Origin of the sequence: Nonomuraea sp. NPDC049750 (genome assembly GCF_040659625.1) — a bacterium.
Classification (GTDB): Bacteria; Actinomycetota; Actinomycetes; order Streptosporangiales; family Streptosporangiaceae; genus Nonomuraea.
In genome coordinates this window covers 390,037-415,210 of record NZ_JBFANB010000004.1, presented here as the reverse complement: position 1 = coordinate 415,210, position 25,174 = coordinate 390,037, and the positions used below count along the sequence as shown (strand labels likewise).

General features: G+C 69.8%; 24 protein-coding genes, 1 tRNA gene and 1 riboswitch. Of the genes, 16 read left to right on the top strand and 9 right to left on the bottom strand.

Features of this window, described 5'->3' with window-relative positions:
- Window position 1 precedes the first annotated feature (1 nt).
- Complete coding sequence (gene rpe, locus AB0J16_RS13750; RefSeq protein ID WP_358538299.1) at window positions 2-682, top strand: ribulose-phosphate 3-epimerase; 681 nt, start codon at window positions 2-4, stop codon at window positions 680-682.
- Between the two features lie 60 nt (window positions 683-742).
- Here rpe and AB0J16_RS13745 read toward each other — a convergent pair whose 3' ends face one another.
- From AB0J16_RS13745 to AB0J16_RS13725, 5 genes are read right to left on the bottom strand one after another with little or no spacing between them, the layout of a single operon-like run.
- Window positions 743-1,774 (bottom strand): dipeptide ABC transporter ATP-binding protein, encoded by a 1,032-nt coding sequence (locus tag AB0J16_RS13745; protein ID WP_357945315.1) that lies wholly within the window; start codon window positions 1,772-1,774, stop codon window positions 743-745.
- Window positions 1,771-2,784 (bottom strand): ABC transporter ATP-binding protein, encoded by a 1,014-nt coding sequence (locus AB0J16_RS13740; RefSeq protein ID WP_358538297.1) that lies wholly within the window; start codon window positions 2,782-2,784, stop codon window positions 1,771-1,773. The genes AB0J16_RS13745 and AB0J16_RS13740 overlap by 4 nt, the downstream gene beginning before the upstream one ends.
- The gene (locus AB0J16_RS13735; RefSeq protein ID WP_358538295.1) at window positions 2,784-3,764 is read right to left on the bottom strand and encodes an ABC transporter permease; all 981 of its coding nucleotides are present in this window, start codon (window positions 3,762-3,764) and stop codon (window positions 2,784-2,786) included. The genes AB0J16_RS13740 and AB0J16_RS13735 overlap by 1 nt, the downstream gene beginning before the upstream one ends.
- Window positions 3,765-3,817: 53 nt before the next feature.
- A complete protein-coding gene (locus AB0J16_RS13730; protein WP_358538293.1) occupies window positions 3,818-5,602 on the bottom strand; it encodes an ABC transporter substrate-binding protein in 1,785 nt (594 codons plus the stop codon).
- 7 nt (window positions 5,603-5,609) lie between these two features.
- The gene (locus tag AB0J16_RS13725; protein ID WP_358538292.1) at window positions 5,610-6,611 is read right to left on the bottom strand and encodes an ABC transporter permease; all 1,002 of its coding nucleotides are present in this window, start codon (window positions 6,609-6,611) and stop codon (window positions 5,610-5,612) included.
- 269 nt (window positions 6,612-6,880) lie between these two features.
- On the opposite strand from AB0J16_RS13725, the gene AB0J16_RS13720 reads away from it, so the two are divergent.
- The 11 genes from AB0J16_RS13720 (at window position 6,881) to AB0J16_RS13670 (ending at window position 16,487) form a co-directional block, all read left to right on the top strand.
- The gene (locus tag AB0J16_RS13720) at window positions 6,881-7,690 is read left to right on the top strand and encodes an oxygenase MpaB family protein (protein WP_358538290.1); all 810 of its coding nucleotides are present in this window, start codon (window positions 6,881-6,883) and stop codon (window positions 7,688-7,690) included.
- Between the two features lie 226 nt (window positions 7,691-7,916).
- Window positions 7,917-8,047, top strand: a riboswitch (FMN riboswitch).
- A 102-nt stretch (window positions 8,048-8,149) separates the two neighbouring features.
- A complete protein-coding gene (ribD, locus tag AB0J16_RS13715) occupies window positions 8,150-9,421 on the top strand; it encodes a bifunctional diaminohydroxyphosphoribosylaminopyrimidine deaminase/5-amino-6-(5-phosphoribosylamino)uracil reductase RibD (RefSeq protein ID WP_358538287.1) in 1,272 nt (423 codons plus the stop codon).
- Window positions 9,421-10,011, top strand: a complete 591-nt coding sequence (locus AB0J16_RS13710) for a riboflavin synthase (RefSeq protein ID WP_358538285.1) — start codon at window positions 9,421-9,423, stop codon at window positions 10,009-10,011. Before ribD ends, AB0J16_RS13710 begins: the two co-directional genes overlap by 1 nt.
- Window positions 10,008-10,667, top strand: a complete 660-nt coding sequence (gene pnuC, locus AB0J16_RS13705; RefSeq protein ID WP_358538283.1) for a nicotinamide riboside transporter PnuC — start codon at window positions 10,008-10,010, stop codon at window positions 10,665-10,667. The genes AB0J16_RS13710 and pnuC overlap by 4 nt, the downstream gene beginning before the upstream one ends.
- Entirely contained in the window at window positions 10,664-11,890 is a 1,227-nt protein-coding gene (locus AB0J16_RS13700) for a bifunctional 3,4-dihydroxy-2-butanone-4-phosphate synthase/GTP cyclohydrolase II (RefSeq protein ID WP_358538281.1), read from the top strand. Before pnuC ends, AB0J16_RS13700 begins: the two co-directional genes overlap by 4 nt.
- Window positions 11,887-12,357, top strand: a complete 471-nt coding sequence (ribH, locus tag AB0J16_RS13695; protein WP_358538279.1) for a 6,7-dimethyl-8-ribityllumazine synthase — start codon at window positions 11,887-11,889, stop codon at window positions 12,355-12,357. The genes AB0J16_RS13700 and ribH overlap by 4 nt, the downstream gene beginning before the upstream one ends.
- Window positions 12,358-12,377: 20 nt before the next feature.
- Entirely contained in the window at window positions 12,378-12,848 is a 471-nt protein-coding gene (locus AB0J16_RS13690; protein ID WP_358538277.1) for a PH domain-containing protein, read from the top strand.
- 68 nt (window positions 12,849-12,916) lie between these two features.
- Complete coding sequence (locus AB0J16_RS13685) at window positions 12,917-13,780, top strand: MoxR family ATPase (RefSeq protein ID WP_358538275.1); 864 nt, start codon at window positions 12,917-12,919, stop codon at window positions 13,778-13,780.
- Window positions 13,773-14,843, top strand: coding sequence for a VWA domain-containing protein (locus AB0J16_RS13680; protein WP_358538273.1), 1,071 nt, complete (start codon window positions 13,773-13,775; stop codon window positions 14,841-14,843). Before AB0J16_RS13685 ends, AB0J16_RS13680 begins: the two co-directional genes overlap by 8 nt.
- Window positions 14,836-15,927: an XdhC/CoxI family protein gene (locus AB0J16_RS13675; protein WP_358538271.1), complete on the top strand. Its 1,092-nt coding sequence runs from the start codon at window positions 14,836-14,838 to the stop codon at window positions 15,925-15,927. The genes AB0J16_RS13680 and AB0J16_RS13675 overlap by 8 nt, the downstream gene beginning before the upstream one ends.
- Window positions 15,924-16,487 carry a nucleotidyltransferase family protein gene (locus AB0J16_RS13670; protein WP_358538269.1) on the top strand — a complete coding sequence of 188 codons (564 nt, stop codon included), beginning with the start codon at window positions 15,924-15,926 and terminating at the stop codon, window positions 16,485-16,487. Before AB0J16_RS13675 ends, AB0J16_RS13670 begins: the two co-directional genes overlap by 4 nt.
- Window positions 16,488-16,680: 193 nt before the next feature.
- On the opposite strand, the gene AB0J16_RS13665 is transcribed toward AB0J16_RS13670, so the two are convergent.
- Window positions 16,681-17,568 carry an endonuclease/exonuclease/phosphatase family protein gene (locus AB0J16_RS13665; RefSeq protein ID WP_358538267.1) on the bottom strand — a complete coding sequence of 296 codons (888 nt, stop codon included), beginning with the start codon at window positions 17,566-17,568 and terminating at the stop codon, window positions 16,681-16,683.
- A gap of 92 nt (window positions 17,569-17,660) precedes the next feature.
- Here AB0J16_RS13665 and AB0J16_RS13660 point away from each other — a divergent pair, with 92 nt between their 5' ends.
- Entirely contained in the window at window positions 17,661-18,701 is a 1,041-nt protein-coding gene (locus AB0J16_RS13660) for an LLM class F420-dependent oxidoreductase (RefSeq protein WP_358538265.1), read from the top strand.
- A 53-nt stretch (window positions 18,702-18,754) separates the two neighbouring features.
- Window positions 18,755-18,831, top strand: a tRNA-Met gene (locus tag AB0J16_RS13655).
- Window positions 18,832-19,766: 935 nt separating this feature from the next.
- Here the strand turns inward: AB0J16_RS13655 and AB0J16_RS13650 are convergent.
- Window positions 19,767-20,138, bottom strand: a complete 372-nt coding sequence (locus tag AB0J16_RS13650; protein WP_358538263.1) for a hypothetical protein — start codon at window positions 20,136-20,138, stop codon at window positions 19,767-19,769.
- A 536-nt stretch (window positions 20,139-20,674) separates the two neighbouring features.
- Here AB0J16_RS13650 and AB0J16_RS13645 point away from each other — a divergent pair.
- Complete coding sequence (locus AB0J16_RS13645) at window positions 20,675-20,980, top strand: hypothetical protein (protein WP_358538261.1); 306 nt, start codon at window positions 20,675-20,677, stop codon at window positions 20,978-20,980.
- 270 nt (window positions 20,981-21,250) lie between these two features.
- Complete coding sequence (locus AB0J16_RS13640) at window positions 21,251-22,996, top strand: serine/threonine-protein kinase (RefSeq protein WP_358538258.1); 1,746 nt, start codon at window positions 21,251-21,253, stop codon at window positions 22,994-22,996.
- A 214-nt stretch (window positions 22,997-23,210) separates the two neighbouring features.
- Here the strand turns inward: AB0J16_RS13640 and AB0J16_RS13635 are convergent, their stop codons facing one another.
- Together AB0J16_RS13635 and AB0J16_RS13630 are read right to left on the bottom strand one after the other, a co-directional pair.
- Complete coding sequence (locus AB0J16_RS13635) at window positions 23,211-24,380, bottom strand: cytochrome P450 (protein ID WP_358538256.1); 1,170 nt, start codon at window positions 24,378-24,380, stop codon at window positions 23,211-23,213.
- Window positions 24,381-24,392: 12 nt separating this feature from the next.
- Entirely contained in the window at window positions 24,393-25,109 is a 717-nt protein-coding gene (locus tag AB0J16_RS13630) for a helix-turn-helix domain-containing protein (protein ID WP_358538253.1), read from the bottom strand.
- Window positions 25,110-25,174 lie beyond the last annotated feature (65 nt).

The following is a 25,174-nucleotide window of genomic DNA, read 5'->3' as shown; positions in this document are numbered from 1 at the left end:
CATGGCCCTACAGATCTCGCCCAGCATCCTGTCCGCCGACTTCGCCAGGCTCGCCGACGAAGCCGCGGCCGTCACCAATGCCGACTGGCTGCACGTGGATGTCATGGACAACCACTTCGTGCCCAACCTGACCCTCGGGCTGCCCGTGGTCGAGGCGCTGCGCAAGGCGACCTCGATGCCGCTCGACTGCCACCTCATGATCGAGGACCCCGACCGCTGGGCCCCGCCCTACGCCGAGGCGGGCGCGGGCAGCGTCACGATCCACGTGGAGGCGGCGAAGTCACCGGTGCGCACGCTGCGCGAGATCCGGTCGCTGGGCGCGCGGGCGGCCATCGCGTTCAACCCGGCCACGGCGATCGAACCCTACGAGGATCTGCTGGGTGAGGTCGACATGCTTCTGCTGATGACGGTCGAGCCGGGGTTCGGGGGGCAGAAGTTCCTCGACATGGTGCTGCCCAAGATCCGCCGGGCCCGCGCCCTGATCGAGCGGCACGGCGGGCAGATCTGGCTCCAGGTGGACGGAGGGGTGGACGCGGACACCATCGAGCGCTGCGTGGTGGCCGGCGCGGATGTCTTCGTGGCGGGCAGCGCCGTCTATGGCGCCTCGGACCCGGCGGCGGCGGTCGACGCCCTCCGGTCCCAGGCCGAACAAGCTCAGGCCGTACAAGAAAAACGGTTGTGAAAGACGTCCGGCCCGCCGCGAGAAGCACGGCGGGCCGGATGGTCGGTCAGAGCAGGATGATCACGCCAGCGCCGGGTCCAGCACCACGTCCTCACCTTGGGTGGTGGGGGCCTCGGGGAAGTGGCAGGCGGTCAGGTGGCCCTCGTGGTTGCCCGACAGCCGCGTCAGCGGCGGCTCCTCCACCGCGCACTTCTCCTGCGCCTTCCAGCACCGCGTACGGAAGCGGCACCCCGACGGCGGGTTGAGCGGCGACGGGACGTCCCCCGCCAGCCGGATCCGCTGCCGCGCCGGCCCTTCCACGTCCGCGTCCGGCACCGCCGACAAAAGCGCGTGCGTGTACGGATGGCGCGGCCGCTCATAGAGCGACTCCCGGTCCGCGATCTCGACGATCTTCCCCAGGTACATGACCGCGACCCGCTGCGAGAAGTGCCGGACCACCGCCAGGTCGTGCGCGATGAACAGGAACGCGATCCCCATGTCCCGCTGCAGCTGCTGCAGCAGGTTGATCACCTGGGCCTGGATCGACACGTCCAGCGCGGACACCGGCTCGTCGGCCACGATCAGCCGGGGCTCCAGGGCCAGGGCCCTGGCGACGCCGATGCGCTGCCGCTGGCCGCCGGAGAACTCGTGCGGGAAGCGGTTGTAGTGCTCCGGGTTCAGGCCGACGATCTCCAGCAGTTCCCTGGCGCGGGCCTCCCGGCCGCCGGGCGGGTTGATGTCGTTGATGTCCATCGGGCCGCGGATGATCGAGCCGACCGTGTGCCGCGGGTTCAGCGAGGAGTACGGGTCCTGGAAGACCATCTGGATCTCGGGCCTGATCGGCTTGAGCTCGCGGCGGCCCGCGTGGGTGATGTCGCGGCCGTCATAGGTGATGCGGCCGCCGGTCGGCTCCAGCAGCCGGGCCGCCAGCCGTCCGGTCGTCGACTTGCCGCAGCCCGACTCGCCGACCAGGCCGAGCGTCTCGCCCGCGTGCACGGTCAGGTCGATGCCGTCCACCGCGTGCACCACGCCGACCTGGTGCTTGACCAGGAAGCCGCCTCTGACGGGGAAGTGCTTCACCACCCCGGACAGCTCCAGCAGCTTCTCCGTCACTTCGTCTCCTCAACTGGTCGCCGGCGCTGCTCCGCCTTCTGTTTGAGCGTCAGGAAGCAGGCGTCGCCGTGGCCGTGTTCGGGCGACAGCTCGGGCCGGTCACCGGCGCACACCTCCTTGCCCAGCAGCTTCATGTAGTCGCAGCGCGGGTGGAACGCGCAGCCGGACGGCAGGTTGATCAGGCTGGGCGGGGTGCCGCGCACCGGCTCCAGCGGCAGGTCCACCGGGCGGCGCAGGCTGGGCATCGAGCCCAGCAGCCCCCAGGTGTACGGATGGCGCGGCTCGCGCAGCACCTCGTGCATCGTGCCCCGCTCCACGGCCCGCCCGGCGTACATGACCAGCACGTTGTGCGCGGTGTTGGCCACCACGCCCAGGTCGTGGGTGATCAGCACGATCGCCGTGCCCGACTGCTCCTGCAACTCGCTCAGCAGGTCGAGGATCTGCGCCTGTACGGTGACGTCGAGCGCTGTCGTCGGCTCGTCGGCGATCAGCAGCCCGGGGTCGCAGACCAGCGCCATGGCGATCATCGCGCGCTGGCGCATGCCCCCGGAGAACTGGTGCGGGTAGTCGTCGACGCGGACCTTCGGCTGCGGGATGCCGACCCGGTCCAGCATCTCGATCGCCCGGTCCCGCGCGGACGACCGCGAGACGCCCTTGTGCTTGCGATACACCTCGGCGATCTGCGCGCCGATCGTGTGGAACGGCGACAGCGACGTCAGCGGGTCCTGGAAGATCATCGCGATCCGGTCGCCGCGCAGCTTCTCCATCGTGGACCTGGACGCGCCGATCAGCTCCTGGCCGTCGAAGGTGATGCTGCCGGAGATCTTCGCCGTCTCCGGATTGTGCAGGCCGAGCACGGCCAGGTTCGTCACCGACTTGCCCGAGCCCGACTCTCCCACGATGCCGAGCGTGGTCCCCTGCTCCACCTGGAAGGAGAGCCGGTCCACCGCGTGGACCACGCCGTCCTCGGTGTGAAAGTCGACGGTGAGCTCGTTGACCTCAAGGAACATCAGCTCAGCCTCACGCGGGGATCGATGACGGCGTACAGGGCGTCGACGACGATGTTCATCACCACGATCGCGCCCGCCGCCACCAGGACGGTGGCCATCAGTGTGGGCAGGTCGGAGTTGTCGACCGCGCGGACCGACAGGCGGCCGATCCCCTGCAGCCCGAACGTGGTCTCGGTGATGATCGCGCCGCCGATGAGCTGGCCCAGGTCCACGCCGAAGATGGTGATGATCGGGGTCAGCGTGCCGCGCAGGGCGAAGCGCAGCACCACGCTCCTGCCGGACATGCCCTTGGCCCTGGCGGTCCGTACGTAGTCCTCAGCCAGGTTCTCCACCATCGTGGAGCGGGTCATCCTGGTGTAGTTGGCGGTGAAGATGATCGCCAGCACGATCCAGGGCAGGAGCAGCCCTCCGAACCAGCCGAGCGGATCCTCGGTGATCGGGATGTACTTGGGCTGCGGGAAGATGTGCGCCTGGTAGACGAAGAAGTACATGGCCAGCGTGCCGACGAAGTAGATCTGCATCGAGGCGCCGACCAGCGACGAGATGCTGGCGATCTTGTCGAGCGGCTTGCCCTGGCGCAGCGCGGCGAGGATGCCGGTGGCCACGCCGAACGTCAGGAAGATCACCGAGGCGCCGATCGTCAGCGCGATGGTGACGGGCAGCCGGTCGATGATGGTCTCGAAGACCGGGGCGCGGTTGACGAAGGAGTAGCCGAGACAGGGCGCGGGGCAGTTGCCGAGGCCCTCGAAGTTGCGGCCGAAGAAGATCCCCCCGAGCCACGACACGAACTGCACCACGACCGGCTGGTCGAGGCCCAGGTTGTGCCTGGCCTGCGCCAGCGTCTCCGGCGGGCAGACCTTGCCGCACGCCAGTCGGGCCGGGTCGGCGGGGATCACGAAGAACAGGAAGAAGGTCACCCCCGAGATGATCACGAGGATGACCGCGGCGCCGATGACGCGGCGGGTCAGGAATCGAAGCACGAGATCTCCAAAAGGGTGCTCCGGGCGCCGCGACGGCGCCCGGAGCGGCGGTGCTACTGCTTCACGAAGATGGTGTTGGGGGAGACGATCCACTGCTGCGGATCGATCTCGGCGCCGCCCACCTTGGAGCCGTGCAGGAAGGTGCCGATCCGGTTCTCGGCCACGACCAGCGGGGTGATGGTCTCCTGGATCTGCTTGTCGAGGTTCATCCAGGCCTCGTTGGCCGCGTTGATGTCCGGGTTCTCCGAGATCTTCTTCATCTCGGCCTTGACCGTCGGGTCGTTGAGGTGGCTCATGTTCTGCCCGCCGTCGGAGACCGGGCCGAAGATGATCGGCATCACGGTGGAGCCGGACGGCCAGTCGGCGCCCCAGCCGCCCCAGTACAGGTCGAACTCGTTCTTCGTCTGGCTGATCGAGTCGTAGTACGTCTTACGGTCCAGCGACTTGGCCACGACCTTGATCCCGGCCTTCTCCAGGGCGTTCTTGATCACCAGGGTGACCGGTTCCTGGGTGGGCAGGTTGTTGTAGGCGTAGACGATGGTCGGGTGCGGGTTGCTCGACTCGGCCAGCAGCTGCTTGGCCTTCTCGATGTCGCCCTCGGGCTTGGCCGTCTTCCCGAACAGGTCGTACGGCTTGTAGCCGACCGTGGTGTTCTCGTTGAGGATCGTCGTCGGCAGCGCCACGGCCTGCGGGCCGCCCAGGGCCTGCTGGATCTGCTTGGCCGGCCAGGCGTAGTTGATCGCCTGACGGATCTTCTGGTCCTTCACCCGGTCGAGGTTGAAGTAGTAGTAGTTGCCGTACGGCGACGGGCTGATCATGCGGCGGTCGGCCAGGCTGGCGTCGCCCAGCACCTGCTGCAGCCGCTCCGCCGGGGTGTTGGAGTAGAACGTGAACGCCGTCTGGTCGGGTCCTGAGTCGGCCACGAACCGGTCGGTCACCTGAGTGGCCTCCTGGCCGAACTCCATCTTCCACACGTCCGGGTACGCGCCGCGGATCGGGTCGGTGGCGGCGTCCCAGTTGGGGTTGCGGGCCAGCTCGAGGGACTTGTCGACGACGTGCGACTTGATGATGTACGGACCGGAGGAGACGGGCTCCTTGTCGTACTTCTCCTTGGTGTCCTTGGCCTTGGGCACGATGTTGTAGCCCGCCATGGCGAAGGCGTAGTTGGCGTCGGCGTGCGGCGAGTTGAACTTGAAGACGACCGTCTTGTCGTCAGGGGTCTCGATGTTGTCGAGTTCCTTGCCGCCGTACGGGCCGGGGTAGGCCTTCTTGTAGTCCTCGGAGGTGAGCCACGTCTGAATGTAGTTCGGCCCGAACGTGACGAAGGGGGCGAACATCCGCTCGACGGACCACTTCACGTCGGCTGAGGTGATCGGGCTGCCGTCCTGCCACTTCACCCCGTCCTTCAGGGTGAACGTCCAGGTCTTGCCGCCGTCGGACGGCGTGCCCGCGTCGGTGGCCAGGTCGCCGACCAGCTTGTAGTCGCCCTTGGCGATCCGCTTGTAGCCGGTCAGGCCGCGGCTGATGAGCAGGCCGAAGTTCGCGTCGGTGTTCACGTAGATCTGGGCCGGGTCGAAGTGGGCGAAGTCGTCCCGGTCGATCATGGTGACGGTGCCGCCCTTGACGACGCCCTCCGGCGGGATGGCGGGGCCCTTGGAGTCCTCCGCGGTGCCCAGGGTGATCGTCGGGGGCTTGTAGGCCGCCGCCGGCGCAGACGAGGCGCCCGCGCTCGCGGGGGCGCTCGACGGAGCGCCCGCGTTGCCCGGCGCGCAGGCGCCGACCAACGCCAGCGAGGCCGCCGCGACAACCGCGAGAGCCGACCGTTTGCGGTGATTCATTTCTCTCCTAGCGCTTGATCTTGGGGTCGAAGGCGTCGCGGACCGAGTCACCGAGCAGGTTGAAGGCGATGACGAAGATCAGCAGTGCGACGCCGGGGAAGATGAGATAGGTGATGTCGTTCTGGTAGACCTGCGTGGCCCGCAGGAACATCCGGCCCCAGTCGGGGACCTGCTCGCCCATCCCGACCCCCAGGAAGGACAGCGCCGCCTCGGCCGTGACCAGGGCGGGCAGCAGCAGCGTCGACTGGATGAGGATCGGGGTCCAGAGGTTGGGCAGCAGCTCCTTGAACACGATCCTGGCGGGGGAGGCGCCGGTGACCTTGGCGGCCTCCACGAACTCACGCTCGCGCATCGACAGCACCTGGCCGCGCAGCAGCCTGGCCAGCCCGGCCCAGCCGAAGATGGTGAGCAGGATGGTCAGCGTGACCGCCCGCAGCCACACCGGGGTCTCCTCGTTGGAGGGCACCAGCAGTTGGTCCACCACCGGCGTGAACGCGATGATGAACAGCACCTGCGGGAACGACAGCATCAGGTCGATGACCCGGCCGATGAAGAAGTCGGTCTTGCCGCCGGCGTACCCGGCGATGATGCCGACCACGATGCCGATCAGGGTGGTGAGGATCGTCGCCACCACCGCGATCAGCAGCGAGGTCCTGATCCCGTAGATGAGCTGCATGAACACGTCACGGCCCAGGTTGGGCTCGATGCCGAACCAGAACTCCGAGCTGATCCCGCCGTTGGGCGCCATCGCGTAGCCGAAGTCGTTGAGCAGTCCGGGCCGGTCCTGGCCGTACAGGGTGTACGGGTCCTTGCCGTACACCAGGGAGATGACCGGCGCGAGGATGGCGACCAGGAAGAAGAAGATCACGATCGCGGCGGAGATGACCCCGGTGCGGTCCCGCCGGAAGCGCAGCCACATGAGCTGGCCGGGCGATCGGCCCACCGCATCCGGTGCTTCGGTCACGGACGTCGCGTCGATCTCTGGTGCGGTGGACGTCGGTGTGGTCATCTAACAAGGCCCCCAAGGAACGTGCCAGAACGGGAAGTTTCAGGCCATATGGCAGATTTGCAGGCCAGATCGGGTGAGGGCAATGCTTCGCCAAGGTTTGATTGTTTTGTTGTGAAATATCGATGCGGTCGTGCCTTCTATGCCGTTGACCTGGTCATGTATGCGATGTCATGATCTGTCGTGGTGACGTTTTCTTAATCACGGAATCAAGGCATAAACAAGATGATGCTGTGACATGAAGCAGGCGTTACCTGGGTAACTGTCCGCTTATGGAGGACCATGGGCTCTTCGGGCCCGAATCGGTGACCTGGCGGGTGATGGGCGAGCCGATCCTGCTGGTCGGCGGCTTGCGGGCGCTGCTTATGCAGGGGCTGCACCCCAAGGCGATGCGCGGTGTGCTGCAGAACTCCTCTCTGATGGACCCGAACGAGGCGTGGTCGCGTTTCACCCGGACGACGGAATTCGTCCGGGTCCGCACGTACGGGACGCACGAGGAGGTCGAGCGGGCCGGCCGCCGGGTCCGCAGGATCCACGCCAAACTGACCGCGTGGGATCCGGACACGGGCGAGCGCTTCCACCTCGACGACCCGGACGCCCTGCGCTGGGTGCACGTGGGGGAGGTCGACTCCTACCTTTCGGTGGCGCGCCGGGGCGGCGTCAAGCTGACGGACGCCGAGGCGGACACCTTCGTGGCCGAATGGCGACGGGCCGCCGAGGTCGTCGGCCTCGACCCGGCCTCCGTCCCCGGCACCGTGGGCGAGTTGCGGGACTACATCGAGGGGGAACGTCCCGGTCTGCGGTTCGTCCCCGAGGCGGCGCACCCGCTCCGCCTGTCGCTCACCGCGCCGCTCCCGCTGCTGCTCACCCCGCTCAAGCCGGTCCTGCCGGGGGTGACGCTGCTGGCGTTCGCGACGCTCCCGCGCTGGGCCAGGCGGCTGTACGGCCTGCCCGCCACCCCGGTCGGCGACCTGTGGGCGACGACCACGCTGAAGGCGCTGCACACCGGGCTGGGGCTGATCCCGGCGCAGGTCCGCTACAGCCCGGCCGCCCGTCTCGCCCGCCGCCTCATGGCCGCCTGACCTGCGGCCGTCTTGCCGCCTGGCCTCCCGACGTTCCGCCGTCTGACCTTCCGCCGTCCCACTGCCTAACCCTTCGGCTGTCCCCCCGCCTGACCTTCCGTCATTCCCGCCGCCCACCGTCAGCCCTCCTGCAGCTCACCGTTGACCAAGCGAGCGCTTGTTTGGCATAGTAGGGGGCGGTCGCATCCGCTTTTGTCGGCATGGCAGACTGGTGTGAGAAGAGAGCTAGCGTGCTCCGGGGTCGGTGAAATTCCGAACCGGCGGTTACAGTCCGCGACCCGGCCGATGCCATCGGCCGGTTGACTCGGTGAAATTCCGGGACCGACGGTTAAAGTCCGGATGGGAGGAAGCGCGCGGGTGTCCGGCCTTGAGCCGGGCGCCACTGTGGTGCGTACGCGCACCGCCATACCCCCCGGGGCCCGCCGTGGCTTGGAGCTACTGGCGAGTAGGAGGCCCGGGGTGGAGACACCCGCTCAGGACCCCGCGGATTCGGCGCGGGCCGCCCGCGAGGCGCATGCCCGCACGGACCCCGCGCACGCACGTGCCCGCACGGACCCCGCGCACATGGCGCGGGCTGTCGAGCTGGCCGCGTGCGGGCGGGGCGCCACCAGCCCGAACCCCGTCGTCGGCTGCGTCGTCCTCGACGCCTCGGGGAACGTCGCCGGTGAGGGCTTCCACGCCTACGCCGGTGGCCCGCACGCCGAGGTCGTCGCGCTGCGCGCGGCGGGGGAGCGGGCCCGCGGCGGCACCGCGTACGTGACGCTCGAACCCTGCGACCACACCGGCCGGACCGGGCCGTGCAGCCTGGCGCTGCTCGACGCGGGCGTCGCGCGGGTGGTGGTGGCGGTCGCCGATCCCACGCCCAAGGCCGCCGGAGGCGCCGCGCGGCTGCGCGCGCACGGCGTCGCCGTGGAGTCCGGGCTGCTGGCCGAGGAGGCTGAGCGGGTCAACGCCGAGTGGCTCACGTACGCCCGGCTCGGCAGGCCGTACGTGACCTGGAAGTTCGCCGCCACCCTCGACGGCCGGTCGGCCGCCCCCGACGGCACCAGTCAGTGGATCACCTCCCCCGAGGCCCGAGCCGACGTCCACCGGCTGCGCGCGGAGTCCGGCGCGATCATCGCCGGCATCGGCACGGTCCTCGCTGACGACCCCCACCTGACCGCCCGCCCGAGCCGCCCGGCCGAAGCGAGCGATCCGACCAACCCGTCCGACGCGAGCCGTCCGACCAGCTCGTCCGACGCGAGCCGTCCGACCAGCCCGGACGGCGAAGCCCGGCCCGCCGTACGCGTGCCGCTGCGCGTCGTGGTCGACTCCGAGGCGCGTACCCCGCCCGCCGCCAGGGTGCTGGACGGCGCGGCGCCCACGCTCGTCGCGGTCGCCGACGACGTCGAGACCCGCCTCAAGGCCGACCTGATCCGGCTGCCGCGCCAGGACAGCGGCCTCGACCTGCACGCCCTCCTCCGCGAACTGGCCGCGCGCGAGGTCGTCAGTGTGTTCCTGGAAGGCGGCCCGACGCTCGCGGGCGCGTTCCTGAGCCAGGGCCTGATCGACCGCGTCATCGCCTACCTCGCCCCGGCCCTCCTGGGCGCCGGGCCGGCCGCGCTCGGCGAGGCGGGCGTGGCGACCATCGCCGCCACCCACCGGCTGGCCTTCGACGACGTTTCCCCCATCGGACCGGACCTGCGGCTGACCGCGCGGCCGGTGCTGGCACCACCACGCAAGGAGAGTTGATGTTCACCGGAATCATCGAGGAAAAGGGTGACGTCGTGGCCGTCGAGGCGGTAGGCGACTCGGCGCGGCTGTCCGTCCGCGGCCCGATCGTCACCTCCGACGCGCGCCATGGTGACTCGATCGCCGTCAACGGCGTCTGCCTGACGGTCGTGGACGTCCAGGACGACGTGTTCACCGTGGACGTGATCAAGGAGTCGCTCGACCGCAGTTCGCTCGGCGCCCTGGACGTGGGCTCCGCGGTGAACCTGGAGCGGGCCGTACGGGCCGACCAGCGTCTCGGCGGCCACATCGTGCAGGGCCATGTCGATGGCACGGCCGTGCTGCGATCCCGGGAACCCGGGGCGAACTGGGACAACCTCCGCTTCTCCCTCCCCGACTCCCTCGCCCGTTACGTGGCGGAGAAGGGTTCGATCGCCATCGACGGAATCAGTCTGACGGTCACCACGGTTGACGACGACGGCTTCGGCGTGAGTCTCATCCCCACCACGTTGAAGCTGACCACGATGGGCGAGCGCGAAGTGGGCGACATGGTGAACATCGAGGTCGACGTGATCGCGAAGTACGTGGAAAGGCTGGTGGGCAAGCAGTGAACTGGGCCAACGCCGGATTCGAGGTATTCGGCACGCACGTCCTCTGGACGGACCTGGTCGGCAACATCGCCGCGCTGAGCACCGTCCTGCTGGCGATACGCAAGTCGGTGTGGACGTGGCCGGTGCAGCTCACCGGCTCGGTGCTGCTGTTCGTCGCCTCGATCAACGCGGGCATCACCGGCAACGCCCTCAAGCAGGTGATGTTCGGGGCGCTGGCCGTCTACGGCTGGTGGGCGTGGCGGCGCGGCACGGAGGGCGGCAAGCAGCTGACCGTACGCCCGGCCACTTCGCGTGAGCGGACCGCCTACATCGGCGTGATGGTGCTGGGCACAGTCCTCGTCGGCCTGCTGTTCTTCTTCACCCACCTGTCGTGGGGGGCCAGCGTGCCGCTGCCGAAGGGCGCGTTCCTGGTGGCCGCCGACGCCTACATCTTCGTCGGCAGCGCGGTCGCCACCTGGGCGCAGGGCCGGGCGCTGGTCGACTTCTGGATCATCTGGGTGGCCGTCGACCTGGTCGGCGTGCCGCTGGCGTTCAGCTCGGGGCTGGTCGTCTCCGGCGCCGTCTACGGGGTGTTCTTCGTGCTCGTGCTGTACGGCTTCGTGAAATGGCTCAGGGAGTACCAGAGCGCTCCCGCGGACTTGGCGGTGGCATCATGACCGAGACCATTCTCGACCCGGTCGAACGGGCGATCGACGACATCCGTAACGGCAAGCCCGTCCTGGTCGTCGACGACGAGAACCGGGAGAACGAGGGCGACATCATCTTCGCCGCCTCGAAGGCCACTCCCGAGCTGCTCACGTTCACCATCCGGCACACCAGCGGCGTCATCTGCGTGCCCATGGAGGGCAAGGAGCTGGACCGGCTGGGCCTGCCCCTCATGGTGTTCCAGAACCGGGAGCGGCTGCGCACCGCGTACACGATCAGCGTCGACGCCCGCGACGGCGTGACCACCGGCATCTCCGCCGCCGACCGCGCCAGGACGATCCGTACGCTCGCCGACTCCGCCACCGAGCCCTACGAGCTGGTCCGGCCGGGCCACATCTTCCCGCTGCGCTACCACGAGGGCGGCGTGCTGAGCCGGCGCGGCCACACCGAGGCGGCCGTCGACCTGGCCAGGCTCGCCGGGCTCAGCCCCGCGGGCGTCCTGGCCGAGATCGTCAACGACGACGGCACCATGGCCCGGCTGCCCGAGCTGCGGGTCTTCGCCGACGAGCACGATCTGGCGCTCATCTCCATCGAGCAGCTGGTCGACTACCGGCGCAGGACCGAGAGCATGGTCACCAGGGTCGCCGAGACGAACGTGCCCAACGCTTACGGGATGTGGCGGGCCTACGGCTACGCCAGCGCGCTCGACGGCGGCGAGCACATCGCCCTCGTCTACGGCGACCTGTCCGGCGCCGAGCCGGGCGAGAACATCCTGGTCCGTGCCCACTCCGAATGCCTGACCGGCGACGTGTTCGGCTCGCTGCGCTGCGACTGCGGCGTGCAGCTCGAGCACGCCATGTCCGCCATCGCGCAGGAGGGCCGCGGCGTCGTGGTCTACCTGCGCGGCCATGAGGGCCGGGGCATCGGCCTGCTGGCCAAACTCAGGGCCTACAGCCTGCAGGACGCCGGCAGCGACACCGTCGACGCCAACATCGAGCTGGGCCTGCCGGTCGACGCCCGCGAGTTCTCCAACGCCGCGCAGATCCTGGCCGACCTCGGCGTCAAGTCCGTGCGGCTGCTCACCAACAACCCGGCCAAGCTCAAGGGCATGGACGGCTACGGCATCAAGGTGCTCGGCCGCGAGCCCATGCCGGTGGCGATGAACCCCTACAACGAGCGCTACCTCAAGGCCAAGCGCGACCGCCTCGGCCACGACATCTCGGAGGCTTCATGAGCGGGGAAGGACGTCCTGCGGCGGCCGCGGCACCGGACGCCGCGGGATTGACGGTCGGCGTGGTCGCCGCCGGCTGGCACGCCAAGATCACCGACCAGCTCCTCTCCCGCGCCCTGCAGGCGTGCGAGGACAGCGGCGCCACGGCCACCGTCGTACGGGTGCCGGGGTCGCTGGAGATCCCGGTCATCGCCCAGGCGCTGGCCCGCCGCTGCGACGCGGTGGTGGCGCTGGGCGCGGTCATCAAGGGCGAGACCGCGCATTTCGAGTACGTCTGCGACTCGGTGACCGCCGGCCTGACCCGGATCTCGCTCGACGAGGAGACCCCGGTCGGCAACGGCGTGCTCACCTGCGAGACGCTCGACCAGGCACTCGACCGCTCGGGCCTGCCGGGCAGCAAGGAGGACAAGGGCTATGAGTCGGCCATCGCCGCGCTGGAGACCGCACTCCTCCTGAAGACCCTCCACTGACCTGCGATAGGTTTCCGTTCGTGTCCGAGCCGATGACTCCCCCGCCGCTGCCCATCACCTGGCGTCCCCGCCGGGGGAGAATCGTCGCGTACGGCTCCGCGACGTTGATCGTCCTCGGCTCGGTGGTGATGGCCGTCCTCATCGCCGAGCCGTTCCAGCTGGTGGACCGGATCGGGCTGGTGCTGTTCGGCTGCCTGGTGGCCTTCGTCCTGCACCTGCTGGGCCGGGTGCGGGTCGAGGCCGACGAGACGGGGCTGACGATCGTCAACGCCATCCGTACCCACCGCTACAGCTGGCCGGAGGTCCTGGACGTGACCCTGCTGGTCGGCGAGCCCTGGCCCAAGCTGGACTTCTCCGACGGCCGCACCATCGGCGCGATGGGCATCCAGGGCTCGGAGAAGGCCCGCGCCCACCGCGCCACGGCCGAGCTGGCCGCCCTGATCCACGAGCGCGGAGAGGCGAAGGGCGGACAGGACGCGGAGGAGCACTAGGCGCGGGATTCTCGCGTGGACCAAGTGGCGCGTAGCCTGAAGGCGTGCTGCGGCGGACAATCACGGCAATGGACATCCAGTCTCCGGACAAGCTCATCGAGCTGCTCGACCGGCACGCCTACCTGGCCGACGAGGGACTGGCCACGGCCGCGTTCCTGGCGCTCAGGATGGGCCGGCCGCTCTTCCTCGAAGGGGAGGCGGGGGTGGGCAAGACCGAGCTGGCCAAGACCCTGGCCGCGCTGCTGGAGGCGCCGCTGATCCGGTTGCAGTGCTACGAGGGGCTCGACGCCGCCCAGGCGCTGTACGACTGGGACTTCGCCCGCCAGCTGCTCCACCTCAAGGCCGCCGAGGCCGCCGGGATCACCGACGTGGGCCGTCTCGAAGGCGAGATCTACGACCGCCGGTTCCTGATCGCCAGGCCGCTGCTCAAGGCCGTCGAGACGCAGCCCAGCGTGCTGCTCGTGGACGAGATCGACCGGGCCGACGACGAGTTCGAGGCGTTCCTGCTGGAAGTGCTGTCGGACTTCACCATCTCCATCCCCGAACTGGGCACGGTCAGCGCCAAGACGCCGCCGGTCGTGGTCGTCACCTCCAACCGGACCCGTGAGGTGCACGACGCGCTCAAGCGCCGCTGTCTCTACCACTGGCTGGAGCACCCGGACTTCGACAGGGAGGTGGCGATCCTGCTGCGCCGCCTGCCCGACTGCACCGAAACCCTGGCCGTCCAGGTGGCCCAGGCGGCGGCGCGGCTGCGGCAGGCCGGACTGGTCAAGCCGCCGGGCGTCGCCGAGACGCTCGACTGGACCGAGGCGCTGCTCACCCTGGGCGCCAAGGAGCTCGACCCCGCCCGCGCCGCGGCCACGCTGGGCGCCGCGCTGAAATACCGCGAGGACGTCGAAAACGTCCTGGGCAACGGGCTCCTCCATGCGTGAGCTGGCCGCGACCATGACGGGCTTCGCCAGGACACTGCGCGCCGCGGGCGTCGCCGCCGACCACGAGCGCACCCGCAACCTGCTGCTGGCCCTCGACCACCTCGACGTGGCAGCTCCGGCCGACGTCTACTGGGCCGGCCGCTTCACGCTCTGCGCCGCACCCGACGACCTGCCCAGGTACGACCGCTGCTTCGCCGCCTACTTCGGCGGCCGCAGCGCCAAGGTCAGCCGTACCAGCACCACGAACGTCACCCGCCACACCGCCGCCACCGAACAGGACGCGCAGGAGGGCGAGGCCGAGGCCGTGCCCGGCACCGCCAGCCGTACCGAGATCCTGCGCAACCGGGACGTGGCCCGGCTGACCGAGGCCGAACGGGCGGAGGTGCACCGGATGCTGTCGATGCTGCGCGGCCGGCGGGCGCAGCGGCGCTCGCGGCGGTTCGAGGCCGCGCACCGGGGCGTTCTGGACCAGCGGCGGACGATCCGTGACGCGCTCAGGAAGGGCGAGGTCGCGCGGTTGCGCCGCCGGCGGCACACCACCAGGCCGCGCCGCGTCGTGCTGCTCGTGGACGTCAGCGGCTCCATGGCCCCCTACGCCGAGACGCTGCTGCGCTTCGCGCACGCCCTGGTCAGGAGCGAGCCGCGGGCCACCAGGGTCTACTCCATCGGCACCAGACTCACCCCGATCACCGCCGAGCTGCGCCACCGCGACCCCGGCACGGCGCTGAACGAGGTGTCCAAGGCCGTGCCCGACTGGAGCGGCGGGACCAGGCTGGGCGAGGAGCTGAGGCAATACCTCACCCGCGCCAGCGCGCGAGGGGCGATCGTGGTGATCGCCTCGGACGGCTGGGAACGGGGCGACCCGGAACTCCTCGGCACGCAGATGGCCCGGCTGGCCCGGCAGGCGCACCGGGTCATCTGGGTCAACCCGCACAAGGGGTACGCGGACTACCAGCCGTTGACCGGCGGCATGCGGGCCGCTCTGCCGTACCTGGACGATCTGGTGGCCGGGCACAGCCTGGCCGCCTTCGAAGAACTCAGTGAGAGGCTCGCCCATGCGTGACGTGCTGCCGGAGATCATGCGCTGGTGGAGATCGGGGCACCAGTTCGGGCTCGCCACAGTGGTGAGCACGTTCAGCAGCGCGCCCCGCGCGCCGGGCGCGGCCATGGCGGTGCGCGGCGACGAGGTGGTCGGCAGCGTGTCCGGCGGGTGCGTCGAGGGCGCGGTGTTCGAGCTGGCCACCGAGATCGACACGCCCATCCTGCAGAGGTACGGCGTGAGCGACGACGACGCGTTCGCCGTCGGGCTGACCTGCGGCGGCATCATCGACATCCTCGTCGAACCCATCTCGGCCGACACCTTTCCCCAGCTCGGCGACATCGCGGAGTCCGTGAACGCGCACGAGCCCGTGGCGGTCGCCACGATCGTCTCCGGCCCCGGGCGGATGGGCGCCCGGCGCGTCATCTGGCCGGACCGCTCCTCGGGCACGCTCGGCCTGGACCGGCTCGACGAGGCCGTCGACGACGACGCCCGCGGCATGCTGGCCCAGGGCGCGACGGGCATCAGGCACTACGGCGGGCAGGGCGAGCGGCGGCTGGACGACCTGGCGGTGTTCGTGCAGTCGTTCGCGCCGCCGCCGCGGATGCTGGTGTTCGGCGCGATCGACTTCGCCGCGGCGGTGGCGCGGGTGGGCAAGTTCCTGGGCTACCACGTGACCGTCTGCGACGCGCGGCCCGTCTTCGCCACCCCCAAGCGCTTCCCGGACGCCGACGAGGTGGTGGTCAAGTGGCCGCACGACTACCTGGCCTCGGTACAGGTGGACGAGCGCACGGTCATCTGCGTGCTCACCCACGACCCCAAGTTCGACGTGCCACTGCTGGAGGTGGCGCTGCGCACCGGCGCGGGCTACGTCGGCGCCATGGGCTCGCGCCGCACCCACGACGACCGGCTGGCCCGGCTGCGCGAGGCGGGCCTGACGGAGGACGAGCTGGCCCGGCTGAGATCGCCCATCGGCCTCGACCTGGGCGCCCGGACCCCTGAGGAGACGGCGGTGTCGATCGCCGCCGAGCTGATCCAGCTGCGCTGGGGCGGTTCGGGACGGCCGCTGACCCACACCGAGGGGCGCATCCACCAGGAGACGCCATGAAAGGCTCCCGAGTGGCCGGGCTGCTGCTCGCCGCCGGGCAGGGCGCCCGGCTGGGCACGCCGAAGGCGCTGGTCGAGTACGAGGGCGAACGGCTCGTGGACCGGGGGGTGCGGCTGCTGGAGGATGGCGGCTGCCATCCGGTGGTGGTCGTGCTCGGGGCGGCGACCGTACAGGTGCGCCGGGCGGTGACCGTGCGCAATCCGGACTGGGCGACGGGCATGGGCTCGTCCCTGAGGGTAGGGCTGGCCGCGCTGCCCGAGGAGGCCGAGTCGGTGGTCATCGCGCTGGTGGACCAGCCGTTCATCGGGCCCGCGGCGGTACGCGCCCTCGTGGACGCGGATGCCGAGGTGGCCGTGGCGACCTATGGCGGCCGGCGCCGCAACCCCGTGCTGATCGCCCGCCGCCACTTCGCCGCCGTCGCCGCGCTGGCCATGGGGGATGTGGGGGCCAGGCCCTTCCTGAAGGCGCATCCCGAGCTGGTCACGGAGGTGCCGTGCGACGGCCTGGGCGACCCGGCCGACATCGACACCCCTGAGGACCTGTCGCTGCTGGAGACCTGACCGCGCACGTCTTCCCCTCCCCGAAGGGGTAGCCCGCCAAAAGGAGAGACCTGACCGCGCACGTTCGCCTGGCATCCGTTCTTCCTCTCCCCCGAAGGGGGTATCCCATGGAAGGACCCCAGCCACGATGGGACCGTCACCGGCATCGAGACGGTTGTGTGACGAACCACCTGGGGGACGGGCGCCCGGCGCGCTAGAGGCGCAGTGACGCGATCGCGGCGCGGTGGTCGCTGCCCGTCGCCGGGGCCACCCCCGCCTTGGTCGCCGTCATCCCCTTGAACAGGATGTGGTCCGGCCTGGTGATCGGGAACTCCGACGGCCAGGTGAACCCGAAGCCGTCGCCCGCCGTGAGCTGCGCGTCCGTCAGCGGCGGGGTGAGTCCCTGCATGCCCCGGTCGGTGGTGGCGGTGTTGAGGTCGCCGAGCAGCAGGATCCGCTTGCTCGGGTCGGCGTCGATGAGCTCGCGGGCGTGGGCCAGGGACTCATCGCGCGAGGCGGTGTGGCCGGGGCGGGCGGAGGCCAGGTGCATGACGTACACGGTGACCTTGCCCTTGGGCGTGGCCACCACGGCCCGCAGCGCGCGCGGCCAGCCCATGCCGACGTCGAGCGGCTTGGTCTCGGTGATCGGGTAGCGGCTCCACAGGCCGACCGTGCTCACCGGATAGTGGTACTTGAACATCTTGTTGAGCTGCTTGGCGGCCGGGCCGCCGCTGGTCAGCTCCTGGGCCGCCAGCAGGTCGAGGTCTTCGGCGATGCGGCGCACCGCCTCGCCCGAGGCGCTGTTGGTGACGCCCACGTTAACCGTGCCGACCGCCAGGTCGCTCTGGCCACCGGGCGGGGTGCGCATCAGCGTGGAGCCGAACATGGACGCCCACACCACGCCGGGCACGAGCGCCGCGGCCGTGGCCAGCTTGGAGCGTGCCACGACGGCCGCCACCAGCAGCATCGGTACGATCAGGCCGAACCAGGGCAGCAGGCTCTCCATCACCGGGGTGAACCCGCCGAGCACCGGGATCAGCTGATGCCCCGCCAGTCCCACGGCGAGCACGGCGGACACGGCGATGACGACGCGCTTCAGCATTCGACCCAGGCTAGCCGCTCGCCGCCGGTGACGCGGCGCGCTAACCTGTTGCCGTCGCAACGGAACAACATTCGGTTCATCGGGAGCCCGGCATGCGCATCGGTATGGCACTGAACTACTCGGGCGGCTTCAAGGAGTCGGTCGCCGAGTTGGCCGACTACGAGAAGGCGGGTCTCGACATCGTCTTCGTCGCCGAGGCCTACAGCTTCGACGCCGTCAGCCAGATGGGCTATATCGCGGCCAGGACCGAGCGGCTGGAGATCGCCTCCGGGATCCTGCCGATCTACTCGCGCACCCCGGCACTGCTGGCGATGACCGCCGCGGGTCTGGACTACGTCTCCGACGGGCGCTTCACGCTGGGTCTCGGCGCCTCGGGGCCGCAGGTGATCGAGGGCTTCCACGGCGTGCCGTACACCGCGCCGCTGGCCCGTACGAGGGAGATCATCGAAATCTGCCGCCAGGTGTGGCGGCGCGAGCGGCTGGAGTACGAGGGCAAGCACTACACGCTGCCGCTGCCGCCCGGCCAGGGGGCCGGACTCGGCAAGCCGTTGAAGATCATCAACCATCCGGTACGCCCCCGCATCCCCATCGTGATCGCGGCCATCGGCCCCAAGAACGTCGAGCTGGCCGCCGAGCTCGCCGAAGGCTGGGAGCCGATCTTCTACGTACCCGAGAAGGCGGCGGACGTGTGGGGCCCGTCGCTGGCCGCCGGGCGGGCCAAGCGCCAGGACGAGCTGGGTGAGCTGGACGTGATCGCGCAGGCGTCGCTGGCGATCGGCGACGACGTGGCGGGGCTGCTGGAGTTCGGGCGGCCGATGGCGGCGCTGTACATCGGCGGCATGGGCGCCAAGGGCCGCAACTTCTACAACGACCTCGCGCGGCGCTACGGCTACGAGAAGGAGGCCGAGGCGATCCAGGAGCTGTACCTCGACGGGAAGAAGGAGGAGGCGGCGGCGCTGGTGCCGCACGAGCTGCTGGAGAGCATGTCGCTCATCGGGAGCGACGGGTTCGTCCGTGACCGGGTGGCGGCGATGAAGGAGTCCGGGGTGACGACGCTCAACATCGCGCCGTTCGGGGCGACGCACGAGGACCGGGTGAAGCTGATCGAGCGGATCAAGGAAATCGCCTCCTGATTCCTTGCGGGCGGCCGAAGCACTCCCAGGATCCGATAGTCTTTCTCTTGCGACGCGGGGTGGAGCAGTTCGGTAGCTCGCTGGGCTCATAACCCAGAGGTCGTAGGTTCAAATCCTGCCCCCGCTACCAAGGTGAAAAGGCCCTTCAGGATCATCCTGGAGGGCCCTTTTTGCGCGTCCAGCCACAATGGGCCTCGCTTCGCTCGGGCTGTGTTTCTTGGGGCGCCGTGCCGGCGCGCAACCCCCATGGTCGGCGCTTGCGGCCACCTGCTGACCGGAGTCGACGGCCATGATCGCTCGCCCGCGGCAGCCTGTCGTGTCGCGACAAACCCCGAAATACGGGTAATCCCAAGTCGCGTTTATTGTGGCTGCTCACGAAGTGTGCTCCCCACGCCCGTGGGGGTGAATCGGGCGGGCGTCCCTCCATATGGCCCCATATGGCCGATGAGACGCCGCACGACAGGCGCGGCTTGCTTCGTCGCCTCTTCCTACGACGCTCGCCGGCATCGCCGATGGCCTCGGACGAGTGCGTCCCAGACCAGCCGGGCTTCCGCATAGCGGCCGCGAGCTGCCTCCTCGAAGTGCTTGCCGTTGTGCCGCAGGACGAGGAACCGGCCGCCTTCGCTGCACCACTCATATCTGCCACAGCAGGAGGTCTCGGTCACCCGGAGGTTCGCGCCGCAGGGTATGTACGGCTCCCACAGGATCATGACAGTGGGCTCTTGCGTGTGGTCCCCGCCCACCCCGGAGCGGGCGGGGACTCGTCCGGCCGTACGGGCGTGCGCTGCCGGACAGCGGAACGGTGGCCCCGCACCACCCCTCCATGAAGAGTGCGAGGCCACCTGCCGGCTGTTGACGGCAGCGACTGGCCGGGCCGTTCGATGACGCGTGAGGCACCGTAGGCGCGCCGATCTCGACGAGCCCGGTCAGCGGATGGCATGTCGGCACCGGGTCGTCGGGGCGGTGCGGTCAGGTGGTCACGGTCCATGAACGCTGGCTGTAGGAACCGCTACCGCGAACGCCTGTGACTGATGTGCGGGTAAAGGGCCCGTACTTTTGTGCGGGTCAGACGACGCCCGCCCGCTGGGCCAGCCCGCGTAGCTGCGGTGTGCTGGGCCGGTGCTCGCGTTTGATGAGTTGGGTCAGCACGTCGTGGGCGCGCTGGCCGTAGCGGACCAGTTCGGGGGATTGCCGTTCGGCGTGGAGCAGCATGTGCACGGCTGCCGCGTCCTTGCGCTGGACGGCGTAGGCGTGCGCGAGGTCGAGGTGAACCTGGGTCCGGCGTCCGACCAGGCTGTCAGGCATACGGGACACGTCAAGCGACTCGCCGATCTCGATCGCCGACAGTGCATCGCCGACGGCTACGGCTGCCGAGAGCCGGTGGATTTGGATGTTCGTGGTGCCGAAGGCGTTCATGCTGGAACGTACGAGGGGCAAGTGCGTGAGAGTACTGGCGCCAGCGTCCCATATCCCAGCCTGTCACGACTCGTCCCACGGACGTGGGCTCGAACCGGACGTCCAGAACTCGGTGACGAACAGGCCGGGTGTCAAGTGCTTCCCAGGTTCTGCTTCCCAGGTTCGTGAGGAGTACCCGCAGAAAAAGGGCCGTGGGCGGATGTTCCTCACGGGCGTCGGAGCAGTTCAGGTGCCATCGCGCGCGATCCGGTGAGCAGCCTGAGGCGTCTGGCGCCCTGCTCGCAACCCCAGAGATCGCAGGTTCAAATTCTGCCCCAGCTATAGCGCTCCCCGCTCTTCTCCCGGAGATCGGCGTTCTTCATGTCGTGCCGGCTTCGTCGGCGCGTCACCGAATCCGGGCAGACAGCAGTTCACGTGGTGGGCGCGGGTCGCGAAAGACTACCCGGGACGGTAAGCGGTCTCCTGGGCGAATCGATGCGCATCGCACCGGCTGAGACGGCATGCTGGTTCGGGTGCCCCAGGGCGCCAATCCCTCCATGCCGGAAGGTGCACTAGTCATGACAGGCAGCCCTCAGCGGGGCGCTTTCCTCAAAGAGCACATGAACGCCGTGCTGGCGATGGTCACCGTCGCTCTGGAAGCACGGGAGAGCGGCGACACCAGCGACCCGGTCGGCCTGCAGGTGATCGGCCGGGTCATCAACGACGTTCCGCGTGAGGTCGCCGCGATGGCCTCCCTGCATCTCATCCTCCTGCTCGTACGGCACCTCGCGCGGGTGCAGGGACGGCCGGTGGAAGAGGTGTGGCAGGAGCTCGCGCTGATCTACGCCGAGGATTGGCCCGAGGACGATGCGCCCCGGGCGTGATGCCCGGGCCCGTCATAGGCCGTACGGCGTACGTCCCGGACCGTCACGTTCTTTGACGACGATTGTCCGCACCGCCCCCTCACCCATGGCGCCTCCTCGCGACGTTGTGAGACGCCTGCGCGACCCGGCGGGTTGACAGGGGCGGTGACCGGTCCCGGTATCCGACTGTGCCAGGACCTGATCCCTTCGGACCGTGTTATGGGGCGGTTGAGGTTCGTGGGGGCCTAGGGTGGGTCGAAATTGCCGTTTCTGTAGTTATTGGCGGAAATAATGTCCGAAGCGACGCCGTCTTTGGTCGCCGGCCGGTATCGGCTTGATGAGCTCATCGGCAGCGGGCCGACGGGCGAGGTGTGGCGCGCTTACGACCAGCGCGCCGACTGGACCGTGGCCGTGAAGATGCTGGACACCGGGGCGGCCACGCCCGAGGTGCTCCGGCAGCATGCCCAGGCCGTGGCCCGGGTGATCCATCCGAACGTGGCCATGGTGCTCGACGTGGGCGACCACGAGGGGGCGCCGTTCCTGGTGATGGAGTTCCTCACAGGGGAGAGCCTCGGTGAGGAGGTGGCAGGAGGGGGGCCGCTGCCCATCGTGGAGGCATGCGATCTCATCGGGCAGGCGGCCGCGGGGCTGGAAGCGGCGCACCGGGCCGGGGTCATGCACGGCCAGATCGGGCCCGACAGCTTCCGGCGGGCCGGGAGCGGGGTGCTGAAGGTAGTCGGGTTCGGGCTGGCCGACCAGGTGTCCTCCGACGACGGCGTATTGTATCGGGCGCCCGAGGTGATCGACGGACGCGGCGGAGAGGCCGCCGCCGACCTGTACGCGCTGGGGTGCGTCTGTTACGAGGTGCTGTGCGGGCGCCCGCCGTTCGAAGGCTCGCCGGACGAGGTCGGCGATCGGCACCTGCACGCCGAGCCCGAGCCGCCGAGCCGTCACCGGGCGGAGGTACCGGGCGAGCTGGACCGGCTGGTGCTGGCCATGCTCGCCAAGGATCCCGCCGCTCGCCCGGCCGGCGGTGAGACGGTACGCCGAGCGCTGGCCGCGATCGCCCGGCCATCCCGTGCCCAGCCCGGCCCGGCCACGGGGCCGCAGCCCAGCCAAGCCACGTCTCCCATGGCATCCCAGGGCGGTCAGGCTGGTCCATATCTGGGCGATCAGGGCGGCGCATCTCAGGGCGGCGCATCTCAGGGCGGCGCATCTCAGGGCGGCGCATCTCAGGGCGGCGCATCTCAGGGCGGCGCATCTCAGGGCGGCCAGGCGGGGCCATATCAGGGTGGTGCGCCTCAGCCCGGTCAGGCCACATCCCACCCGAGCGGCGTTCCCCAGACCGGCCAGATCTTCACCCAGCCGGGTGCGGGCGGGCCGGCGGCCGGGCGTGGCGTGGATGCGGCCCGGGCGGGTGACACTCATGCCATGCCCGCCGGGGTGTTTCACCACGGCGCCGGCCCGCGCAACGGGGACACGGCGATCTATGACTCGCCGCCATCCCCGCCGCCGTCGAACCGCCGCCTGTTCGTGCAGCTGGGCGTGGCCTTGGCCGTGATCGCGGTCGTCACCGTGGGCCTGGTCCTGTGGGCGGGCTCACGCGGCAAACCCGAGGCCGGGCCGACACCCTCGATGACGCCCATCACCACCACGTCGGCCCCGGAGCCGACGGAGACCCCGACCCCCGAACCGTCCACGTCCATCGCGCCCCTCCCGACCGATCCGGTGGGCCCGACACCCAGCCCCAAGGGCACGCTGGCCAACAGCGTCCCGCCCGGTGGGTGGGTGAAGTGGCTGGGTGAGTTCGACAAGTCGCTCACGGCTCAGGAGACCATCGGCGACATCGAGCCCCGCACCGCGAGGAAGGCCCACGAGAAGATCAGGAAGGCCGGTCAGAAGTTCCTGGAGAACCACGACGACTCGGCGCTCGACCAGATCACGGGGATCATGCGCGATCTGCGCAAGGCCCAGGAGAAGGGCGACGTACCTACCTCCGGCCCCCTCAACGACTTCCTCGACAACTGGAAGCCCTGACCCCGACGCCCGCTGCGACGCCCGGTCCGAGACTCCTCGGACCGGGCGCCCAGTTCCACGATCGGAAGGGCGGACTTCAGTAACCGGTAGTGGCCAGCGCGGTTTCCACCAACGTTCGCCGCGTATCCGTTCCCCCGAAGGGCCTGAGCAACAGTTCTTGAGCTGCGCCTACTGGATTCTCCTCGGCTTCCCCCGCTCGGGGATCGGTCCCCGGCTACGGGCTGACTAGCACCAGATCGAGTACGTCGATGCCGACCGGAGTGCGCCCGGTCGCGATCCGGCCCACCGACCACGGACCGGGGAAGTGGTGCAACAGCGCGTTGACCGCGATCGCGAGCTCAAGCCGGGCCAGGTGCGTGCCGAGGCAGAAGTGCACACCATGGCCGAAGGAAAGGTGCTCGTTGGGCGTTCGGCCGGGCCGGAACTCCGCTGCCTCGGCGAACACCCGAGGGTCCCGGTTGGCCGAGAGCACCATGACGATCACCCGCTGGCCGGTCTCGATCGCGTGCCCGGCGAGTTCGGCCGGGGCGGTGGTGAAACGGTCGGTGCCACCCACCGGGGGCAGGAAGCGCAGCACCTCCTCGACGGCATCCGGTACCAGTCCAGGGTCGGCACGCAGCCGGGCCAGTGCGTCCGGATGAGCCGCCAGGCACAGCACCGTGTTGACCAGCAGGGTCTTGGTCGTCTCGTGGCCGTTGATGAGCAGCAGCGTGCAGAAGTCGATCAACTCCTCGTCGGACAGTCGGCTGCCGTCCGGTTCGGCGGCCAGCAGAGTGTCGATCACGTCGCCCTGGGGGCGGACACGATGCTGGGCGAACACCTCCCGGAAGTACTCGACCAGTTCGGCGTGTGCGGTGCGGAACGCGGCCTGACGCACCGGGTCCTCGGCGAACGACCCGGCGAAGGAGGTGATCGCCTCGGTCCAGCGCATGAAGTCCGATTGCCGGTCCGCTTCGACTCCGAGCAGCGCGGCGATGGTGCGCACCGGCAACGGGTAGCCGAGCCGGCCGATCACGTCCAGGTCACCGTCCGCATCGGCCAGTTGCCTCCGCACGGTGTCCGTGATCGAGGGGAGTAACGCCTGGATCGCGCGGGGCGTGAAGGCCCGGCTGACCAGTCGGCGCAGCAGGTGGTGCCGGGGCGGATCCATCGCCGACAGGCTGCTGAGAACCGGGTTGTCCCGGTGCGGTATGGGTCGCGCGCTGTAGCGCAGCTCGTCGGAGGAGAACGTCGAGTAGTCGGTGAGCACCTGGTTCACCTCGGAGTAGCCGTGCACCACCCAGGCGCCGAGCGGTTCGACGAAGCGCACCCCGTCCCCGGCGAGACCGACCCGGGCGGTCTCCCGGTGCCAGTCGAAGATTTCTTTGACGACATCATCAGTCATGCGTCGAGTGTGTTAGCCCTGGCAGGCCGGGGCTTGGAGAAAACGGTCATCCGCCAGCAACGTGGTCGGCGGCACCCCCACCGCGTGCCGGAATTCGGCGAGCAGGTGAGACTGGTCGTAGCAGCCGCTGCGCACGGCGATGGCGCTCCAGTCCGGGCGCTCGCCCTTGGCCACCGCGGCGTGCGCGTCGGCGAGTGCTCGGTGCAGCCGCACCACGCGTGCGTAGGACTTGGGCCGCAGGCCGACCGCCGCCCCGAAACGCCGCCGGAGTTGCCGTTCGGACAACCCGGCCTGAGCGGCATGCCGGTCGACCGGCGCGCCCGGCGCCGCGTGCATGGCCGCCAGCACGATGCGTACCCGCTCGTCGACCCGGCATCGCCCGGCCCGTGCCCGCACCAGTGCCAGCGCCCCTGCCAGCCGCTGGGTCACCGACCCGTCCAGTTGCCCGGCCGCGATGGGCGCCCCGGCCAGCGGCACCTCGTCGGCAGCGACCCCGAACAGCCCGGCCACCGTCCCCGGTCGCAGCCGCACCCCGACCAGGGACCCGTCTTTGGGCAGCGCCCCCTGCCGAGCGCGCGTCTCCGCCCCGGCCAGCCAGCACGCCCCATCGGGCATGACCAGCAGGTCGACGGCCGGCTGCGGCAGCCCTCTCGGCACCACGTCACCGTCAAGCACCCAGATCCCGGCCACCAGATGGGCCAGGTCGGCGGGCACGGGCAAAGCGGTCACCCGTGCAGTCAACCCGGAGACCTCCGCGCCCGCCAGCGATTAACTGGACGGAGAGATCGCGATCC

Bases quoted from the DNA above. Each gene is read 5' to 3' on its own strand.
- ribH (WP_358538279.1), top strand. From the start codon at position 11,887: ATGAGCGGGGAAGGACGTCCTGCGGCGGCCGCGGCACCGGACGCCGCG.
- AB0J16_RS13740 (WP_358538297.1), bottom strand. From the start codon at position 2,784: ATGTTCCTTGAGGTCAACGAGCTCACCGTCGACTTTCACACCGAGGAC.
- AB0J16_RS13720 (WP_358538290.1), top strand. From the start codon at position 6,881: ATGGAGGACCATGGGCTCTTCGGGCCCGAATCGGTGACCTGGCGGGTG.
- AB0J16_RS13710 (WP_358538285.1), top strand. From the start codon at position 9,421: ATGTTCACCGGAATCATCGAGGAAAAGGGTGACGTCGTGGCCGTCGAG.
- AB0J16_RS13685 (WP_358538275.1), top strand. From the start codon at position 12,917: ATGGACATCCAGTCTCCGGACAAGCTCATCGAGCTGCTCGACCGGCAC.
- AB0J16_RS13665 (WP_358538267.1), bottom strand. From the start codon at position 17,568: ATGCTGAAGCGCGTCGTCATCGCCGTGTCCGCCGTGCTCGCCGTGGGA.
- AB0J16_RS13730 (WP_358538293.1), bottom strand. From the start codon at position 5,602: ATGAATCACCGCAAACGGTCGGCTCTCGCGGTTGTCGCGGCGGCCTCG.
- AB0J16_RS13670 (WP_358538269.1), top strand. From the start codon at position 15,924: ATGAAAGGCTCCCGAGTGGCCGGGCTGCTGCTCGCCGCCGGGCAGGGC.
- AB0J16_RS13640 (WP_358538258.1), top strand. From the start codon at position 21,251: ATGTCCGAAGCGACGCCGTCTTTGGTCGCCGGCCGGTATCGGCTTGAT.
- AB0J16_RS13660 (WP_358538265.1), top strand. From the start codon at position 17,661: ATGCGCATCGGTATGGCACTGAACTACTCGGGCGGCTTCAAGGAGTCG.
- AB0J16_RS13675 (WP_358538271.1), top strand. From the start codon at position 14,836: ATGCGTGACGTGCTGCCGGAGATCATGCGCTGGTGGAGATCGGGGCAC.
- AB0J16_RS13635 (WP_358538256.1), bottom strand. From the start codon at position 24,380: ATGACTGATGATGTCGTCAAAGAAATCTTCGACTGGCACCGGGAGACC.
- AB0J16_RS13680 (WP_358538273.1), top strand. From the start codon at position 13,773: ATGCGTGAGCTGGCCGCGACCATGACGGGCTTCGCCAGGACACTGCGC.
- rpe (WP_358538299.1), top strand. From the start codon at position 2: ATGGCCCTACAGATCTCGCCCAGCATCCTGTCCGCCGACTTCGCCAGG.
- AB0J16_RS13700 (WP_358538281.1), top strand. From the start codon at position 10,664: ATGACCGAGACCATTCTCGACCCGGTCGAACGGGCGATCGACGACATC.
- AB0J16_RS13725 (WP_358538292.1), bottom strand. From the start codon at position 6,611: ATGACCACACCGACGTCCACCGCACCAGAGATCGACGCGACGTCCGTG.
- AB0J16_RS13645 (WP_358538261.1), top strand. From the start codon at position 20,675: ATGACAGGCAGCCCTCAGCGGGGCGCTTTCCTCAAAGAGCACATGAAC.